This is a genomic window from Microbacterium sp. zg-Y818 (assembly GCF_030246905.1).
In the GTDB taxonomy this organism is placed as follows: domain Bacteria; phylum Actinomycetota; class Actinomycetes; order Actinomycetales; family Microbacteriaceae; genus Microbacterium.
In genome coordinates, this window is sequence record NZ_CP126741.1 from 2,260,814 (window position 1) to 2,278,002 (window position 17,189).

18 protein-coding genes are annotated in these 17,189 nt (G+C 70.7%); 8 read left to right on the forward strand and 10 right to left on the reverse strand.

The annotated features are described in order from the left end of the window. Nucleotides 1–9 precede the first annotated feature (9 nt). Both rlmB and cysS read right to left on the reverse strand, forming a co-directional pair. Nucleotides 10–996: a 23S rRNA (guanosine(2251)-2'-O)-methyltransferase RlmB gene (rlmB, locus tag QNO21_RS10590; protein ID WP_257517908.1), complete on the reverse strand. Its 987-nt coding sequence runs from the start codon at nt 994–996 to the stop codon at nt 10–12. Next, nucleotides 989–2,407: a cysteine--tRNA ligase gene (gene cysS / locus QNO21_RS10595; RefSeq protein WP_257517909.1), complete on the reverse strand. Its 1,419-nt coding sequence runs from the start codon at nt 2,405–2,407 to the stop codon at nt 989–991. Before cysS ends, rlmB begins: the two co-directional genes overlap by 8 nt. Nucleotides 2,408–2,627: 220 nt before the next feature. On the opposite strand from cysS, the gene QNO21_RS10600 reads away from it, so the two are divergent. Further along, on the forward strand, nt 2,628–3,578 hold the full coding sequence (locus QNO21_RS10600) for a DMT family transporter (RefSeq protein WP_257517910.1): 951 nt from the start codon (nt 2,628–2,630) through the stop codon (nt 3,576–3,578). Nucleotides 3,579–3,589: 11 nt separating this feature from the next. After that, nucleotides 3,590–4,057, forward strand: coding sequence for a GNAT family N-acetyltransferase (locus QNO21_RS10605; protein ID WP_257517911.1), 468 nt, complete (start codon nt 3,590–3,592; stop codon nt 4,055–4,057). A 142-nt stretch (nt 4,058–4,199) separates the two neighbouring features. Here the strand turns inward: QNO21_RS10605 and ispD are convergent, their stop codons facing one another. Then, on the reverse strand, nt 4,200–5,399 hold the full coding sequence (ispD, locus tag QNO21_RS10610; protein ID WP_257517912.1) for a 2-C-methyl-D-erythritol 4-phosphate cytidylyltransferase: 1,200 nt from the start codon (nt 5,397–5,399) through the stop codon (nt 4,200–4,202). Between the two features lie 35 nt (nt 5,400–5,434). Continuing rightward, nucleotides 5,435–5,917, reverse strand: a complete 483-nt coding sequence (locus tag QNO21_RS10615) for a CarD family transcriptional regulator (protein WP_257516966.1) — start codon at nt 5,915–5,917, stop codon at nt 5,435–5,437. Nucleotides 5,918–6,036: 119 nt separating this feature from the next. Between QNO21_RS10615 and QNO21_RS10620 the strand changes: the two genes are divergently transcribed. After that, nucleotides 6,037–6,549 carry a DNA modification methylase gene (locus QNO21_RS10620; RefSeq protein ID WP_257517913.1) on the forward strand — a complete coding sequence of 171 codons (513 nt, stop codon included), beginning with the start codon at nt 6,037–6,039 and terminating at the stop codon, nt 6,547–6,549. Between the two features lie 39 nt (nt 6,550–6,588). Here the strand turns inward: QNO21_RS10620 and QNO21_RS10625 are convergent, their stop codons facing one another. Further along, nucleotides 6,589–7,272, reverse strand: coding sequence for a response regulator (locus QNO21_RS10625; RefSeq protein ID WP_257517914.1), 684 nt, complete (start codon nt 7,270–7,272; stop codon nt 6,589–6,591). Then, nucleotides 7,269–8,495, reverse strand: a complete 1,227-nt coding sequence (locus tag QNO21_RS10630; RefSeq protein WP_257517915.1) for a sensor histidine kinase — start codon at nt 8,493–8,495, stop codon at nt 7,269–7,271. The genes QNO21_RS10625 and QNO21_RS10630 overlap by 4 nt, the downstream gene beginning before the upstream one ends. Before the next feature lie 189 nt (nt 8,496–8,684). On the opposite strand from QNO21_RS10630, the gene phoU reads away from it, so the two are divergent. Next, the gene (phoU, locus tag QNO21_RS10635; RefSeq protein WP_257516904.1) at nt 8,685–9,365 is read left to right on the forward strand and encodes a phosphate signaling complex protein PhoU; all 681 of its coding nucleotides are present in this window, start codon (nt 8,685–8,687) and stop codon (nt 9,363–9,365) included. A gap of 59 nt (nt 9,366–9,424) precedes the next feature. On the opposite strand, the gene QNO21_RS10640 is transcribed toward phoU, so the two are convergent. Continuing rightward, the gene (locus QNO21_RS10640; RefSeq protein ID WP_257517916.1) at nt 9,425–10,174 is read right to left on the reverse strand and encodes a phosphoglyceromutase; all 750 of its coding nucleotides are present in this window, start codon (nt 10,172–10,174) and stop codon (nt 9,425–9,427) included. Nucleotides 10,175–10,225: 51 nt separating this feature from the next. Here QNO21_RS10640 and QNO21_RS10645 point away from each other — a divergent pair, with 51 nt between their 5' ends. After that, on the forward strand, nt 10,226–11,041 hold the full coding sequence (locus QNO21_RS10645) for a class I SAM-dependent methyltransferase (protein WP_257517917.1): 816 nt from the start codon (nt 10,226–10,228) through the stop codon (nt 11,039–11,041). A 51-nt stretch (nt 11,042–11,092) separates the two neighbouring features. Here the strand turns inward: QNO21_RS10645 and ygfZ are convergent, their stop codons facing one another. From ygfZ to QNO21_RS10660, 3 genes are all read right to left on the reverse strand, one after another. Beyond that, nucleotides 11,093–12,178: a CAF17-like 4Fe-4S cluster assembly/insertion protein YgfZ gene (gene ygfZ / locus QNO21_RS10650; RefSeq protein WP_257517918.1), complete on the reverse strand. Its 1,086-nt coding sequence runs from the start codon at nt 12,176–12,178 to the stop codon at nt 11,093–11,095. Continuing rightward, entirely contained in the window at nt 12,178–12,777 is a 600-nt protein-coding gene (locus tag QNO21_RS10655; protein ID WP_257517919.1) for a nitrobindin family protein, read from the reverse strand. The genes ygfZ and QNO21_RS10655 overlap by 1 nt, the downstream gene beginning before the upstream one ends. 134 nt (nt 12,778–12,911) lie before the next feature. Then, nucleotides 12,912–13,202: a hypothetical protein gene (locus tag QNO21_RS10660; RefSeq protein ID WP_257516075.1), complete on the reverse strand. Its 291-nt coding sequence runs from the start codon at nt 13,200–13,202 to the stop codon at nt 12,912–12,914. Nucleotides 13,203–13,316: 114 nt separating this feature from the next. Between QNO21_RS10660 and QNO21_RS10665 the strand changes: the two genes are divergently transcribed. The 3 genes from QNO21_RS10665 to QNO21_RS10675 are packed head-to-tail and all read left to right on the forward strand — an operon-like array spanning nt 13,317 to nt 17,180. Further along, entirely contained in the window at nt 13,317–14,018 is a 702-nt protein-coding gene (locus QNO21_RS10665; RefSeq protein WP_257516076.1) for a response regulator transcription factor, read from the forward strand. 52 nt (nt 14,019–14,070) lie between these two features. Next, nucleotides 14,071–16,239 carry an RNA degradosome polyphosphate kinase gene (locus tag QNO21_RS10670; protein ID WP_257516077.1) on the forward strand — a complete coding sequence of 723 codons (2,169 nt, stop codon included), beginning with the start codon at nt 14,071–14,073 and terminating at the stop codon, nt 16,237–16,239. Beyond that, nucleotides 16,236–17,180, forward strand: coding sequence for an NUDIX hydrolase (locus QNO21_RS10675; RefSeq protein ID WP_257517920.1), 945 nt, complete (start codon nt 16,236–16,238; stop codon nt 17,178–17,180). The genes QNO21_RS10670 and QNO21_RS10675 overlap by 4 nt, the downstream gene beginning before the upstream one ends. Nucleotides 17,181–17,189 lie beyond the last annotated feature (9 nt).

Genomic DNA, 17,189 nt, shown 5'->3' on the forward strand with positions numbered 1-17,189 from the left:
CGCGGAGGGCTACTCGGTCGTCGAGCGCATCGTCGACACCTGGTAAAGCGCGACGGATGCCGCGATGCCGGCGTTCAGCGACTCGGTCGCCGCCGAGATCGGGATCGAGACGATCTGGTCGCAGGTCTCGGTGACCAGGCGCGACAGGCCCTTGCCCTCGGAACCCACGACGATGAGCACGGGCCGGTCGGCGAGCTTCAGCTCGGGCAGCGACACCTCGCCGCCGCCGTCGAGGCCCAGCACGAACACGCCCTGCTTCTTGAACTCCTTGAGCGTGCTGGTGAGGTTCGGCGCGATGGCGACGGGGATGCGCGCGGCAGCTCCTGCGCTGGTCTTCCAGGCGGCGGAGTTGACGCTCGCACTGCGACGCTGCGGAAGGATCACGCCGTGCCCGCCGAAGGCGGCCGTGGAGCGGATGATCGCACCCAGGTTGCGAGGGTCGGTCACGCCGTCGAGGGCCACGAGCAGCGGCACCTGGTCGCGGTCGATGATCTGCTCCAGCAGATCCTGCGGGTGACCGTACTCGTACGGCGGCACCTTGATCGCAACGCCCTGGTGCACGCCGTCGAAGCCGGCCATGCGGTCCAGCTCCGGGCGGGTGACCTCCATCACGGGGATGCCGCGGTGAGTCGCGATCGACAGCATCTCCTTGACGCGATCGTCCATCTCCACGCGCTGGGCGATGTAGAACGCCGTCGCGGGGATCTTGGCGCGCAGTGCCTCGAGCACCGAGTTGCGGCCGGTGACGATCTCGGTGTCGTCTTCCTTCTTGGCACGGCGCTGCGGCGCGGGCTTCTGCCCGGGCGCGCCCTTGCCTCCTGCGGCGGCGTAGCGCTCGGCTGCCGCCTTGCGCTTGCCCGCGGGGTGCCAGGCGCGCTCTTCGGCCTTGGGCGTCGGGCCGCGACCCTCGAGGGACCGCTTGTTCTTGCCGCCGGTGCCCTTGGTCGGGCCCTTCTTGCCGCTCTTGCTTGCGCCGGGGCGCCCTGGCTTAGCCATTGAAACTCCAATGTGTTCCGTCCGGAGTGTCCTCCAGAGTGATGCCTGCGGCCGCGATCGCATCTCTGATGCGGTCGGCCGCAGGCCAGTCCTTGTCGATGCGCGCCTGCGCGCGCTGGGTGATCATCGTCTGCACCAGCGCGTCGAGCGCGGATGCCGCCGCTCCCCCGTCGCCGGTGCGCCACTGCGGGTCTTCGGGGTTTAGCCCCAGCAGGCCGGTCATGCGGCCCACCTGCACGGCAGCGCGAGCTGCGGCATCCCGGTCGTCGGCGTCGAGGGCGGCGTTGCCGGCGCGCACGTGCTCGTGCACGACGGCGAGGGCCTGTGGCACACCGAGGTCGTCGTCCATCGCGGTGGCGAAGGCGTCGGGCAGGTCGGCGACGGTGAGCCAGCTGCCGGCTCCCAGCACGCGCGCCGCGCGGGTCTGGAACGTGCGGATGCGATCCAGCGCCGCGGCTGCCTCGTCGAAGGACGCCGCCGTGACGTCGAGGTTGGAGCGGTAGTGCGCCGCCGCCAGGGCGTAGCGCACGACGAGCGGCTCGTACCGGCTCAGCACGTCATCGGCGAGCAGGAAGTTTCCGAGCGACTTCGACATCTTCTGGTCGCCGACGGTCACGAGGCCGTTGTGCACCCAGTACGCCGCGAACGCGTCACCGGCCGCGGTGGACTGCGCCAGCTCGTTCTCGTGGTGCGGGAAGCGCAGGTCGAGGCCGCCGCCGTGGATGTCGAACGACGGACCGAGGTAGCGCCGCGACATCGCGGAGCACTCGATGTGCCAGCCGGGCCGGCCACGGCCCCAGGGCGACTCCCATGCGGCATCCGCAGGTTCGTCGGCCTTGGCGCCCTTCCACAGCGCGAAGTCGCGGGGGTCGCGCTTGCCACGGGGGTCGGCGTCGGCCGCCGGCTCCATGGCGTCGAGCGACTGGCGTGTCAGCTCACCGTACGAGGGCCACGAACGCACGTCGAAGTACACGTCGCCTTCGCCGGCGGGGTACGCGTGACCCGCGTCGACGAGGCGGGCGATGAGCTCGAGCATCTGCGGGATGGATGCCGTCGCCCGCGGCTCGTACGTCGGAGGCTGGATGCCGATGGTCGCGTAGGCGCGGGAGAACGCGAGCTCCATGCGGTACGCCAGAGCCCACCAGGGCTCGCTTGCCGTCGCGTTCGCGAGCACCTTGTCGTCGATGTCGGTGACGTTGCGCACGAACGTGACCCGCCCGAAGCGGTGGCCGAGCCACCGGCGCAGGATGTCGAAGCTCAGCGCGCCGCGCAGGTGACCGATGTGCGGGCCGGACTGCACAGTGGGTCCGCAGACGTAAACGGTGACGTTCGCGGGGTCGGCGGGGACGAAGTCGCGCAGCTGCTGCGCCTTCGTGTCATAGAGCTTCACGCCCGTACCGCCATTACTCACTGCTCTAGCCTACCGGCGGCGGCGCTCGGTTCCTGGGCGCGCGCGGCGCCACGGGCGCGCGCGTGCGGCGGCCTGCGCTTCGGTCGTCACGTCTGCGCCCTCTACGGGCGCCGGAAGGGACGTCTGCGACGACCGAAGCCCCGGGGTGTGGGCGGGCCGCGGGGCAGAGCCTGAGGCGCGCGTCACACGCGCGACGCACGCGTCCGCTAGAACTGACGTGATGTTCCCCGTCCTCGCCGTCCTCGCTGCCGCCGTGCTCTTCGGCACGACCGGCACCGCGCAGGCGTTGGGTCCCGACGACAGCACGCCCTGGGCAGTCGGGGCGGTGCGCTTGACGATCGGCGGCGCTGCGCTGGCAATCCTCGCGTTCTCGCTGGGTGCACGGCATCGCCGCCGCGCAGCGGCCACCGGCAGCCCCGCCGCCGTCACCCCCGCCCCGCGGCCGGTGCTGAACCGCCGCGCCCTGCTGCTGATGGCGGCGACCGGCACCTGCCTGGCGCTCTACCAGCCGCTGTTCTTTCTCGGCGCCGAGCGCAACGGCGTCGCCGTCAGCACCGTGATCGCGCTGGGCTCGGCGCCGGTGATCGCGGGGCTGGTCGAGTGGGCGCTGACCCGCCGCATCCCCTCGGGCGCGTGGCTGGTGGCGACGGCGCTCGCGACCGCGGGGGTAGTGCTGCTGGGCGCGGGCGGCGCGGCCTCCGGCGGCAGCGATCCGCTGGGGCTTCTCGCATCCCTCGCGGCGGGCGCCGCCTTCGCCGTACAGGCCAACGTGCAGCGGCGACTGATGGATGCCGGCTGGGACCCGTTCACCGTCGGCGGGGCCATGGGGCTCGGGGGCGCGGCCTGGGGCGTCGTCATGCTGCTGTTCGCCGACCTGGCGTGGCTGGCATCGCCCGACGGACTCGCGATGGCGCTGTGGCTCGGGCTCGCGACGGTCGGCATCGCGTACACGCTGTTCACGTGGGGGCTGCTGCGGCTCACCGCCGCGACGGCGGCGACCCTCACTCTGGCGGAGCCGCTGACCGCAACACTGCTGGGCATCGGCGTGCTCGGCGAACGGCTGAGCACGGCGGCCATGGTCGGGTTGGCTGTGCTGGTTGCGGGCCTGGTGCTGCTGGCCGTCGGGTCGCGCGCGCCCCGAGACCCCGCACCGTATGCGGTCGAAGGCTGAGGAGGCACCACATGACCCTGCAGATACGCGTCGACGACCTCACCGGCGAGGCCACCTGCGCGCTCATCGCCGCCCACCTCGACGCGATGCACGCGCAGACCCCGGCCGAGAGCGTGCACGCGCTGGGCGTCGAGCAGCTACGGCATCCCGACATCACGGTGTGGTCGGCCTGGGACAGCGACGACCTCGCAGGCGTGGGCGCCCTGCAGCGGCGGGATGCCGCCCACGGCGAGATCAAGTCCATGCGGGTCGCCCCCACCCACCTGCGACGCGGCGTGGCTCGGGCGCTGCTGCGCCACATCATGGCCGAGGCACGTGCCATGGGGCTGGTGCGCCTGCAGCTCGAGACGGGCTCGGGGGCCGACTTCGCCGCCGCACGGGCGCTCTACCTTGGCGAGGGATTCACGCCCTGCGGGCCGTTCGCCGACTACACCGACGACCCACTCTCGACCTACTTCGCGCAAGATCTGCCGCAATAGCGCGCCACACGACCCCGACGCGCCCGGGGCTCGTGGCCACGTGTGCTTCGGTCGTCGCGCCTGCGCCCTTCGCCTGCCCCCGGCGGGCCATTCGCGACGACCGAAGCCGCGAAGCCGCGAAGCCGCGAGGAAGTGGCCGGGCTCAGGCCGGGACGATCATCGCGACCGCGAACGCCGCGACGCCCTCACCGGTGCCGGTGAAGCCCAATCCGTCGGTGGTCGTCGCCGAGACCGAGACAGGGGCGCCGCCGAGGGCCGCAGAGAGAACCCGCTCCGCCTCGGCGCGCCGGTCGGCGAAGCGAGGGCGCCGCGCCTGCACCTGCACCGAGACGTTGCCCACGGCCCAGCCTGCTTCGCCGAGCAGCGCGCGGGTGCGCGCGAGGAACGCGTCGGCGTGCGCACCGGCGTACTCGGGCCGGTCCGTGCCGAAGTGGGTGCCGATGTCGCCGAGGCCGGCCGCGGCCAGCAGCGCGTCGACGATGGCGTGCGCGACGGCATCCCCGTCGGAGTGCCCCGACAGCGGCTGCTCCCCCGGCCACTCCAGGCCCGCGAGCCACAGCGTCCCCTCGCCGCCGACCGCGTGCACGTCGGTGCCGACCCCCACGCGCGCGGCGGGCTGCTGGGCATCCAGGCGGCTGGCCGCCGGGTGGACGGGAGACACCAGTGACCGGGCGCGCTCGAGGTCGGCGGGAGTGGTGATCTTGAAGCTCATCTCGGAACCGTCGACGATCACGACCTCATGACCGGCGGATGCCACCACCGCCGCGTCATCGGTGAACTCCTCTTCGGCAGCCGCGTACGCGGCATCCAGCACGTCCCGACGGAACCCCTGCGGGGTCTGCGCGGCTGCCAGCTCGGCACGGTCCACGCCCGCGATGATGCGCGCACCGTCGACCCGCTTCAGGGTGTCGACGACGGGCAGCACCGGAATGGCGCCTGCAGCGCCAGCGCCGACCGCCGCGATGACGCGCTCGAACACCGCCGGCGGCGTGAGCGCGCGGGCGGCATCGTGCACGAGCACGACCTCGACATCCGACCACACCGCGTGCAGCCCCGCGGCGACCGATGCTTGACGAGTCGCGCCGCCGGAGACGACCTGCACGAGGTCGCGGCGATCGCCGGCGGCCTCAAGGGCATCGGTCTGCGCGTCGCCCTCGCGTCCCGGCGGGGCGACGACGATCACCTGCGCGCTCGGCGCGGTGAAGACGCCCTCGAGGCAGTGACGCAGGATGGTGTGCTGGTCGAGCCCGACGAACGCCTTCGGATCGGCCGCACCCAGACGGGTGCCCGATCCGGCGGCGACGACGATGACGGCGACACGGGGAACAGGCGTGATGCTCACGCCTCGAACCTACCCGCCGACGGGTTGCGCCGGTGTCAGCTGGCGAGGACCTCGTCGAGGACGACGCTCGCGCGCTCCTCGTCGGTCTTCTCGGCCAGCGCGAGCTCGGAGATGAGGATCTGGCGTGCCTTGGCGAGCATGCGCTTCTCACCGGCAGAGAGGCCGCGGTCCTGGTCGCGGCGCCACAGGTCGCGCACGACCTCGCTCACCTTGATGACGTCACCCGACGCGAGCTTCTCGAGGTTCGCCTTGTAGCGGCGCGACCAGTTGGTCGGCTCCTCGGTGAAAGGTGCACGCAGCACCTCGAAAACGCGGTCCAGTCCCTCTTGACCGATGACGTCGCGGACGCCCACCAGATCGACGTTGTCCGCCGGTACCTCGATGACCAGATCGCCTTGCGTGACGTTCAGCTTGAGATACTTCTTCGTCTCGCCCTTGATCACCCGTTCTTTGACTTCGATGATCGTTGCGGCCCCGTGGTGCGGGTAGACAACCGTCTCGCCAACCTCAAAAAGCATGCAGTTGTGTCCTTTCGGCAACCTCCAGGATACCACAGGCGATTTGCGCTAAGGTTTGCCGGCCTGCGGTCGATGCACCCGTCCCGGATCGCGGCACGGCACCGCGTAGACTGCTCAGGATGTCGTCTGCTTCTCCGGGAGGAACCGTGAAATCGCGCCTGCTCGCGTCGCTCGCTATGGGTGCTGTCGTCGTCCTCGGAGCGACCGGCTGCAACATGCTCGCCCCTCAGGCGACCACCATCGCGTACTCCCCCTCTGACGGGGTCAATGTTCCCGCTCCGGGTCCCGTCGACGTGCTCAACGCGATGGTCATCGCGAACGAAGACGGTTCCGCCGGCAACTTCATCGCCGCGTTCGTGAACAACTCGCTCGAGCCGCAGGAGATCACCGTCGCACTCGAGAACGGCGAGGCCGAGATCATCGAGCTCGACGCCGGCGAGAGCGTCAGCCTGGGCGTCGACCTCGAGCCGATCCTCTTCACCGACCTCGGCGTGCCCGCCGGCGCCACCGTGCCGATGGCGTTCCAGACAGGCCTGGAGTCCGGCACGGTCGCCCAGATCCCGGTGCTCGACGGCGCGCTGCCGTACTACACCGAGTTCGAGCCGGTCGAAGAAGAGTTCATCGAGGACTGAGCACGGCCCTCCCCCGCGGCCTGAGCTGCGAGGGTGCCGTCACGCCTCGAAGCGGTAGCCCAACCCGCGCACCGTCACGAGCATGACCGGCTCACCGGGATTCTTCTCGATGCGCGACCGGATGCGCTTGATGTGCACGTCGAGCGTCTTCGTGTCGCCGTAGTAGTCGCTGCCCCACACCCGATCGATGAGCTGGCCACGCGTCAGCACGCGGCCGGCATTGCGCATGAGCACCTCGAGCAGCTCGAACTCCTTCAGCGGCATGCTGATCTCGGTGCCGTCGACGCTCACGGCGTGGCGGTCGATGTCGAGCGTGACCCGCCCGGCGGTGAGCACCCGCTCGTCCAGGTGGTCGTCCGAGGGCGCGCTGCGCCGCAGCACCGCGCGCATGCGGGCGAGCAGCTGGCGCGAGGAATACGGCTTCGTGACGTAGTCGTCGGCGCCGAGCTCGAGCCCCACCACGATGTCGACCTCGGCGTCCTTGGCGGTCAGCATGATGATCGGCACGGTGGAGGTCGCCCGGATCTGGCGGCACACCTCGGTACCCGGCATGCCCGGCAGCATGAGGTCGAGCAGGATGATGTCCGCGCCGTCCGCACCGTACACGCGCAGCGCGGTGGGTCCGTCCTCGGCGATATCGACGTCGAACCCCTCCCGCCGCAGCAGGTAGGCCAAGGGGTCGGCGAGATCGGGCTCGTCCTCGACGATCAAGACACGGGTCATCGGGGCTCTCCGTTCGGAACCGCCGCGGTGGTGCGGCTGGGCTTGCTGCGGGATTTCTTCTTGCCGGGGCGCTGTTCGCCGCGCCGTGCGTCGGCATCCGGCGCCTCAGCGCGCGGCAGCCGGATCGTGAAGGTCGATCCCTGTCCGGGCTGCGACCACAGTCGCACGTCGCCGCCGTGGCGGTGCGCCGCGTGCTTGACGATGGCCAGGCCCAGTCCGGTGCCGCCGGTCTGGCGGGAGCGCGCCGCGTCGGCGCGGTAGAACCGCTCGAAGACGCGCTGCTGCTCGCTCTCGGCGATGCCGGTGCCCCGGTCGGTGACCGCGATCTCCACAACGCGGTCCGTGCCCTTGACGCCGACGCCCACACGCGACCCCGCCGAGGAGTAGGCGATGGCGTTGGCGATGAGGTTTCCGACCGCCTCGCCGAGGATCTGGGCGTCACCCCGCACGTAGAGGCCGCGGTCCCCGCCGCGCACGAGTTCGACGCCCGCGGCATCCGCCTGCGTCTCGTGGGCCTCGACCGCCGACGCGACGATTTGGTCGATCGAGACGTCACGCACCTCGGACAGATCATCGGCGGCCTGCAGGCGGGAGAGGTTCATGATCCTGCCGGTCAACCGGCTGAGGCGCTGCGCCTCCGCGTGCAGGCGGCCGGCGAAGGTGCGCACCTGCTCGGGATCGTCGGCGGCCGATTCGATCGCCTCGGACAGCAGCATGATGGCGCCCACGGGGGTCTTCAGCTCGTGGCTGGTGTTGGTCACGAAGTCCCGCCGCATCTCCTCCACGCGCTCGCGTTCGGTGATGTCGCGCACCACCAGCAGCACGAGCCGCGGCGTCACGGGGTACGCGCGTGCGGCCACCAGCCGCGTCCGCGCGAGGTCGGCGTCGCGCTCCAGCCGCAGGGTCTCGGTGGCGGGGCGCTCACTGGCGCGGGCGACGCGGACGAGGGCCCGCAGCGCCTGACTGGGCAGCACCGCGCCTTCCTGCATGCCGAACAGCTCCGCGGCGCCCGATGCCGCGACCACGGTCGCGGAGGCGTCGACGACCGCCGCGGGATCCTCCATGCCCTCCAGCACAGCGTGCAGGCCGTCGGGCAGGTGCGACGATTCCTGCGCGACCGCTCGGTCGCGTGCGCGCAGCGCGAGCGCGATCAGCAGTGCGATCGATACCCCCACGAGCATGCCGGCCAGCAGGGCGAGCAGCGCCAGCCGCGTCGAATCCATGTCTCCAGCGTAAACGGGCGGTGTCACTGCGAACGGCCGGTTTCAGCCCCGCACGGGGTGGTGCGGGATACTATTCACTGGGGCGGCACTGTTCGTTAACCTTCGCCGACCAGAATCGCCGAGCTTGCGAATCACGCCGAGCCGCGAGGACGAAGCGGTGCTGTGCCCCGCGAAAAGGAAGGTGCCCCCATGCGCGAAGTGTTCCACCAGTCCCTTGAGGACGTGCAGGGACGTCTGGTTGAGATCGCCGAGCTCGTCACGGTCGCGATCGAGAAGGCCACCCGCGCCTTCGGGACGAGCGACGTGGCACTGGCCGAAGAGGTCATCGAGGCCGACCAGGTCATCGACGACAAGGCGATCGAACTCGACGAGCTCGCCATCCAGATCCTCGCCCGTCAGCAGCCTGTGGCACGCGACCTGCGCATCGTGGTTGCTGCGCTGCGCGTGTCGGCCTCGCTCGAGCGCATGGGTGACATCGCCGAGCACATCGCTCAGCTCACCCGCATGCGCTTTCCTGAGCGCGCGATCCCGCGTGGCCTCAAGAACACGTTCACCAAGATGGGCGAGCTCGACGTGCAGGTGGCGCGCCTGCTGACCGAGTTGCTGCGTACCGAGGACCTGTCGCTGGTCGAGCAGATCCGCATCGCCGAGGACAAGCTCGATGACCTGCACATCTCGGTCTTCGAGAAGGTGCTCGGCGACAACTGGCAGGGCGAGGCTGCGGCGACGGTGGATGCCACGCTCGCGAGCCGCTACCACGAGCGTTTCGCCGACCACGCCGAGTCGGTGGCCAAGAAGGTGCTCTACCTCGCCACCGGCGACTGGGCGGCCGACCCCGAGATGCTGCTGCGCGCCCAGCAGAACGTCTGACCCGCACACGCGAAGAGGGGCGGATGCCAGTGGCATCCGCCCCTCTCGTGCGTGACGCGTTACTTCTTGCCCTGCGCGGCCACGGCGGCAGCTCCCGCAGCGGCGGCCTCGGGGTCGAGGTAACGTCCGGGCTCCAGCGGCATCATGTCTGCACCGAGGCGGTAGACGAGCGGAATGCCGGTGGGGATGTTCAGCTGCGCGATGTCGTCGTCGCTGATGCCTTCGAGGTGCTTCACGAGACCCCGCAGCGAGTTGCCGTGGGCGGTGACGAGCACCGTCTTGCCGGCCTGCAGGTCGGGGATGATGTCGTTCTGCCAGTACGGCATCATGCGGTCGATCACGAGCTTCAGCGACTCGGTGGCGGGAATCTCGCCGTCGATGCCGACGTAGCGCGGGTCGCCGACCTGGCTGTACTCGTCGTCGGCGGCCAGGGGCGGCGGCGGCACGTCGAACGAACGGCGCCAGAGCATGAACTGCTCCTGGCCGAACTCTGCCAGCGTCTGCGCCTTGTCCTTGCCCTGCAGCGCGCCGTAGTGACGCTCGTTCAGGCGCCACGACCGCTTCACCGGAATCCACAGCCGGTCGGCGGAATCGAGCGCGATGTTCGCGGTCTGGATCGCGCGGCTGAGCACAGAGGTGTGCAGGACGTCGGGCAGCACGTCTGCCTCGGCCATCAGCCGGCCGCCGCGCTCGGCCTCGGCCTTTCCCTGCTCGGTCAGGCGGACATCGACCCAGCCGGTGAAGAGGTTCAGCTCGTTCCACTCGCTCTGGCCGTGGCGAAGGAGGATCAGTGTGTGCGACTCACTCATGCTTCGATCCTACTCGGCGGGCCCCCAGCGCACCCCTGACATGATTGACGTATGACGCCCTCCCCGATAGGGCAGATCACGCGCGGCACGACGAACACCAATCGGCTGCGTCGTGTCGACCGCTGGATCGCCCGTCACCCTGCGCTGCGCGCAGCCCCCGCCGACCCCCTCGTGATCGACCTCGGATACGGAGCGAGCGGCGTGACGGCGCTCGAGCTCGAGGCGCGGCTGCGCACCGCTCGGCCCGACGTCGAGGTGCTGGGACTCGAGATCGACCCGGCGCGCGTCGCGAGGGCGAACGCCCAGCTCGCCGAGGTGCGTCAGGGCGCCACCTCCTTCTCCCCCGACGCCCGGGTGTCGTTCGCCCGCGGCGGCTTCGAGGTGCCGGCGCCGCGGGCCCCCTCGGTCGTGCGGGCGTTCAACGTGCTGCGCCAGTACGACGAAGAAGACGTCTCCGCCGCGTGGCGGCGGATGTCGGCGCGACTGACCCCCGGCGGCATCCTCGTCGAAGGCACCTGCGACGAGATCGGCCGGGTCTCGACGTGGGTCGAGGTCGGGGCGGATGCCGCGCCGCGCTCACTCAGTCTGTCGCTGCGGCTGAGCGCGCTGCAGTCGCCCTCGATCGCGGCCGAGCGCCTGCCGAAGGCGCTCATCCACCGCAACGTCCCGGGCGAGCGTGTCTACGACTTCGTGCGCGCCCTCGACGGACAGTGGCATCAAGCCGCGGTCGTCTCGCCGTTCGGCCCCGTGCACCGGTGGCGCACCGCGATGCAGGGCATGGTCGATGCCGGCTGGCCACTGAGCGCGCCCGCGCGGTGGCGGCTGGGCGAGGTCACGGTGCCCTGGAGCGCGGTCGCGCCCCGCTGACGGCAGCGGCCGGCGGGCCGGGGTCCACGTCGGTCTGAGCGCGCCGGGTGTTCAGCGTCGGCGCGAGAGCCGGGGCAGTCGGGGGATCGAAGCGGTGGCGCCGGCGTCGGGCGGCACGATGGTCTCCTGTGCGGCGGCCACGGCGCCCCCGTCGGTGTCGACCGTCAGCGTGGCATCCACCGGCACCGAGCGTTTCACGAACGCCAGCGCGATCGGGCCCTCTTCGAAGTGCCGCGCCACCGAGGTGACCTCGCCGACGGCGTCGCCGTCGCGGCGCACGGCCGCGCCGACCTCGGGCAGCAGGGCGTCGCTGCCGTCGAGCTGCAGGGCGACCAGGCGCCGGGGCGGGTGTCCCAGGTTGTGCACCTTGGCGACGGTCTCCTGCCCGCGGTAGCAGCCCTTGTCGAGATGCACGGCGGTGCGCATCCAGTCCGCCTCGTGCGGCAACGTACGCTCCCCCGCCTCGTTCGACGCGCGCGGCCGCCATGCGGCGATGCGCAGGGCGTCGGCGGCCAGGGTGCCGGCGAGGGCCAGTCGACCGTCCTTCGCCGCCTCGGCCAGGCGATCGAGCACCGCGCGCGGCACGACGGCCTCGCTCCAGTCGCGTTCAGCGCCGGGGTGCGGATCGGCCGGCGCGTATCCCCAGCCTCCGGCGGCGACGCCGGGCCAGGGATCCGACCACACCGCGACGGCGTCGGGAACCTCGCGCTCGACCGCGGCGGCCGTGCCGCCGACGACGGCGACCTCGTCCGACGCGTCGCGCGGGGCGACCCGCAGCCGGAAGCGCATGCGGGTGAGCCAGGCCAGCAGGCCCGCCGCATCGGCGCGGTCGACGATGAGCCAGGTGGTCTCGCCGTCGTCGATGACGGATGCCGCGTGTTCGACGTGACCTTGCGGGTCGAGGATGAGCAGCTCGGTGCTGTCGCCGGCGGCGAGGCCCGTGAGCGCCTGGGACGACAGCGAATCGAGCCACGACAGGCGGTCCTCGCCGGTGACGGCCAGCACGGCGCGGTCGCCCAGCGGTGCGAGGGCGTTGCCGGCGGCGAGTGCGCGCTGTTCGGTGGCGGGGGTGCCGAGGTGCAGCAGCCGGCCGTCGTCGACGACGGCGGCAGGCACCGAGAGGAATGGGTCGGTCATCACTGCACCCGCGCCAGGCGGGCCGACGCGTGCGAGGCCAGCGGCGAGCCGAGGGCGGCGATGTCCCACGCCCACAGCAGGTGGTTGTCGACGAGGCCGTACATGCGGGTCGCGGCGGCGTAGGGCTTGGTGGATGCCGAGCGCATCACGGCATCCGTCGCGATGTCGATGCGGGGGCCGCGCACCTGGCCCATGTACAACTCGCTGACGCCGTCGGCATGCACGAGGGCGACCTCGATGGCGAAACCGCCCTCTGGGGTGCGCATCGCTTCGATGTCGTCGACAGTGCGCGGCGGCGCCTCTGCCGTGGCCGGGAGCAGTCCGGGCCCCGCGTCGGACGCGGTGGCGGGACGACCCAGACGCCAAAAGCCGGTCTCGGCGACCAGCGGCGTCTGCGGCTCGGTGAGCAGCCGTGCCTGCGCGGAGTAGTTGAGGTAGTCGCCGCCGTCGTGGCTGAAGCTCACCCGGTGCGAGAACTCACCCTCGAGGCGCAGTCCGTCTGCCGTCTCGTAGTCGATGACCCCGGTGCCCTCCCAGACGCCGAGCAGCCACGACAGCGGTACGAGATCCGCGGGAAGGTCGGTCGGCAGCTCGATCACGGGGCAGCCGTCAGCGCTGGCCGCGGTAGAGGTTCTTGACGACCACGGCCGACACGAAGGCGATCGCGAGCCCGGCCAGGCCGAGCAACCCGACGAAGAACATCTCGAGGGCAAAGAGATCCATGGTGCCCACTCTACGCCGGAACGAGGGTCGCCAGACCGAACCCGAACCCGATGACCCCCATCACCAGCAGGGCGCCGAGAATGCTGGCGGCCATGCGCTGCGTGAAGTTCTGCGACCGGCCGTACGCCAGCTGCACCGCGAACGAGAGCACGAGGCATCCACCCAGCGCCACGGTCACCCACGGGGCTCGCCACTCAGCCGGGGCGAAGATGCCGATGAGAACGGCCGCGACGGCGGCGACGACCCACACGGCGACGATGCCCCCGAAGGTGCGCCGTGGTGCCAGCTCGGGAATGGTCATGGATCCATTGTTACGCACCGGCCGCCACTCGTGCGGGAGCGGTGCCAGCAGGTCGAGCACCGCGCCCTAGGATGGGGGCACGACGCGGCCCGCCGCGCCTGGGAGGATCTTCTTTTGGCCCAGCTTCTCGTGCTCAGCTCCGCGCCCGGCGGCACCCCGCCGCTGCCCGCGCTCGAACTTCTGAGCCACCGCGTCCGCCAGATTCCCGCCGAGCCCGCGCAGCTGGTGAACGCCCCCAGCGCCGACGTCATCTTCATAGACGCCCGCTTCGACCTCGTGGGCGCGAAATCGCTGTGCAAGATACTGACCACCACGGGCCTCGACGCTCCGCTCGTGCTCATCGTGACCGAGGGCGGGCTCACGGCGGTCTCCACAGACTGGGGCATCGACGATGTCATCCTCGTCTCGGCCGGTCCCGCCGAGGTCGACGCGCGGGTGCGCCTCGCGGTCGGCCGCCAGTCGGCCGAGCAGGTCTCCACGCGCATCCAGACCTCCGGCATCACGATCGACGAGTCCTCGTACTCCGCGAAGGTCCACGGCAAGCCGCTGGACCTCACCTACAAGGAGTTCCAGCTGCTGCACTTCTTCGCCACGCATCCCTCGCGGGTGTTCACGCGCGAGCAGCTGCTGAGCGAGGTGTGGGGCTACGACTACTTCGGCGGCACCCGCACCGTCGACGTGCACGTGCGGCGCCTGCGTGCCAAGCTCGGCGACCTCGAGCAGCTCATCGGCACGGTGCGCAACGTGGGGTACCGCTTCAACGTCTACGACGACGACGACCAGGTCCCCGCGCCCCGCGAACGATCGCAGGCCTGAACGGATCGGCATGCGTCCCCGCCGCTGCCCCGGCCCCTGACATGATGGGCTGATGATCCACTCCGAAGCACTCGACAGCGGCCTGGGCGACGCCGACGACGACGACTTCGACCAGGCCGTCGAGACGTACGATTCGCGCCTGCCCGAGAACCGGTACCTCGACCGCGAGCTCAGCTGGCTCGCGTTCAACCGGCGCGTGCTCGAGCTCGCGGAGGACCCGTCACTGCCGGTCCTCGAACGGGCGAACTTCCTCGCCATCTTCGCCAGCAACCTCGACGAGTTCTTCATGGTGCGGGTGGCGGGCCTCAAGCGCCGCATCGTCACAGGGCTGGCCGTGCCCACGAACGTCGGCCGCTCCCCGCAGGACGTGCTCGGCGACATCTCCGCCGAGGCGCACGCGCTGCAGCTGCGTCACGCTGACGCGTGGACGACGCTCGTGCGTCCGGCGCTGTCCGAGGTCGGCATCGACATCGTGACGTGGCACGACCTCAGCGATGAAGAGCGGACGCTTCTGTACGAGTACTTCCAGGGGCAGGTCTTCCCCGTGCTCATGCCGCTGGCCGTTGACCCGGCCCACCCCTTCCCGTACATCTCCGGACTGTCGCTGAACCTCGCCATCCGCATCCGCAACGCCCGCACGGGTCGCCAGGAGTTCGCGCGCCTGAAGGTGCCGCCCATGCTCCCCCGGTTCGTGCCGGTGCGCAGCGACGGCGAGACCGTGCGGTACATCCCGCTCGAAGACCTCATCGCCCACAACCTCAAGGATCTCTTCCCCGGAATGGAGATCCTCGACCAGCACGCCTTCCGCCTCACCCGCAATGAAGACGTGGTCATCGAGGAGGACGAGACCGAGAACCTCATCCAGGCGCTGGAGGCCGAGCTGCTGCGGCGCCGCTTCGGTCCGCCCATCCGCCTCGAAGTCGGCGACGACATGGACGAGCTGACGCTGGACCTGCTCATCAACGAGCTCGACATCACCCAGCAGGAGGTCTATCGGCTCCCCGGTCCGCTCGACCTGCGCGGACTGTTCGACCTCGCCCGCATCGACCGGCCCGAGCTGCACTACCCGCCCCACGTGCCCACCACCGCACCGGCTTTCCAGCCGGTGGAGCAGAACGGCCGGACCGACCTGTTCGCCGCGATCCGCAAGGGCGACGTGCTGGTGCACCACCCGTACGAGTCGTTCACCACGAGCGTGCAGGCCTTCCTCGAGCAGGCGGCCAAGGACCCGCACGTGCTCGCCATCAAGCAGACCCTGTACCGCACATCGGGCGACAGCCCGATCGTCAAGGCCCTCATCGATGCGGCCGAGGCGGGCAAGCAGGTGCTGGTGCTCGTTGAGGTCAAGGCGCGCTTCGACGAGGCCGCCAACATCGTCTGGGCCCGCAAGCTCGAGAAGGCCGGCGTGCACGTCGTCTACGGCCTCGTGGGGCTGAAGACCCACTGCAAGCTGCTGCACGTGATCCGCCAGGAAGACGGCGCGCTGCGCAGCTACAGCCACATCGGCACGGGCAACTACAACCCCAAGACCAGCCGCCTCTACGAGGACTTCGGCCTGTTCACGATCGACGAGCAGGTCGGCCGTGACCTCACCCGCCTGTTCAACGAACTCAGCGGCTACGCGATCGAGAAGAAGTTCAAGCGCCTGCTGGTGGCCCCGCTGCACCTGCGCAAAGGGCTGCTGCGGCTCATCGACGCCGAGCGGCGCAACGCCCTCGACGGCAAGCCCGCGTCCATCCGCATCAAGGTCAACTCGATGGTCGACGAGCAGATCATCGACGCGCTCTACCGCGCGAGCCAGGCCGGCGTGAAGGTCGACGTGTGGGTGCGCGGCATCTGCTCCCTCAAGGCGGGGCTCGACGGTGTCAGCGAGAACATCACCGTGCGCAGCATCCTCGGTCGCTACCTCGAGCACTCCCGCATCTTCGCCTTCGAGGGCGGCGGCGACCCGCAGGTGTACATCGGCAGCGCCGACATGATGCACCGCAACCTCGACCGGCGCGTCGAGGCGCTGGTGCGAGTCACCCAGCCCGCGCACGTCAAGGAGCTCGTCGACCTGTTCGACCTCGCGATGAGCGACCGCACCAGTTCGTGGCACCTCGGCCCCGAGGGCGAATGGACCCGGCACCACCTCGACGCGAAGGGCAAGCCCCTGGCCGACCTGCAGGACCAGACCATGGCGGCGATCCAGCGACGTCGGCGCGTGCGGGCGGTGCGATGACCGACCTCGCCGTCTACGCCGCGGGCGGCGTCGTGTGGCGCGTCGTGGACGGCAAGCTGCGCGTGCTGCTGATCCACCGCACCCGCTACCGCGACATCACGCTCCCCAAGGGCAAGGTCGATCCCGGCGAGACGCTGGCCGAGACAGCGGTGCGCGAGATCCATGAGGAGACCGGCATCCGAGTCTCCCTCGGCGTCGCACTGGGGGTGTCGCGGTACCGGCTGCCGAGCAAGAAGCAGAAGATCGTGCATTACTGGTCGGCGCAGGCGACCGAGGCCGCGATCCGCGCGTCGACGTTCGTGCCGAACAAGGAGATCGCCGCGCTCGAGTGGGTGAGCCTGAAGAAGGCGCGCGCGCGGCTGAGCTACCCGGTCGACATCGAGATCCTCGACGGGTTCGCGCAGTTCGTCGATGACGGGGTGCTGGAGACGTTCCCCCTGATCGTGCTGCGTCACGCCAAGGCGGTGCCGCGGGAGGACTGGAAGAAGGCCGACGCGAAGCGGCCGCTGTCACCCAAGGGCGTGCGGCAGGCCGCGGCGCTGGTGGGCCCGCTGTCGTCGTTCGGGGTGCGGCGCATCGTGACCAGCCCAGCCGAGCGGTGCACGGCGACGGTGGCGCCGCTGGCGGCCGCCCTCGAGCGGCGCGTCGAGACCACCCCCCTGATCAGTCAGGATGCCTGGGAAGACGGCCGCTCCGACGCGCGCGCCGTGGTGGGCGAACGCGTGCGGGCGCGCAAGGCCGCGGTGCTGTGCAGCCACGGTCCGGTGCTGCCCGAGATCCTCACCGAGATCGCGCTGGCGACGGGGACGATGCGGGGTTCGTACCTGGGAAGCGCCTCGGCGCTGGAGGTCGGGGCCTTCTCGGTGGTGCACCTGTCGGCCACGAACCCGGGTTCCGGCATCGTGGCGATCGAGACGCACGTCCCGAACCCCTCCCGCTGAGTCTGCCGC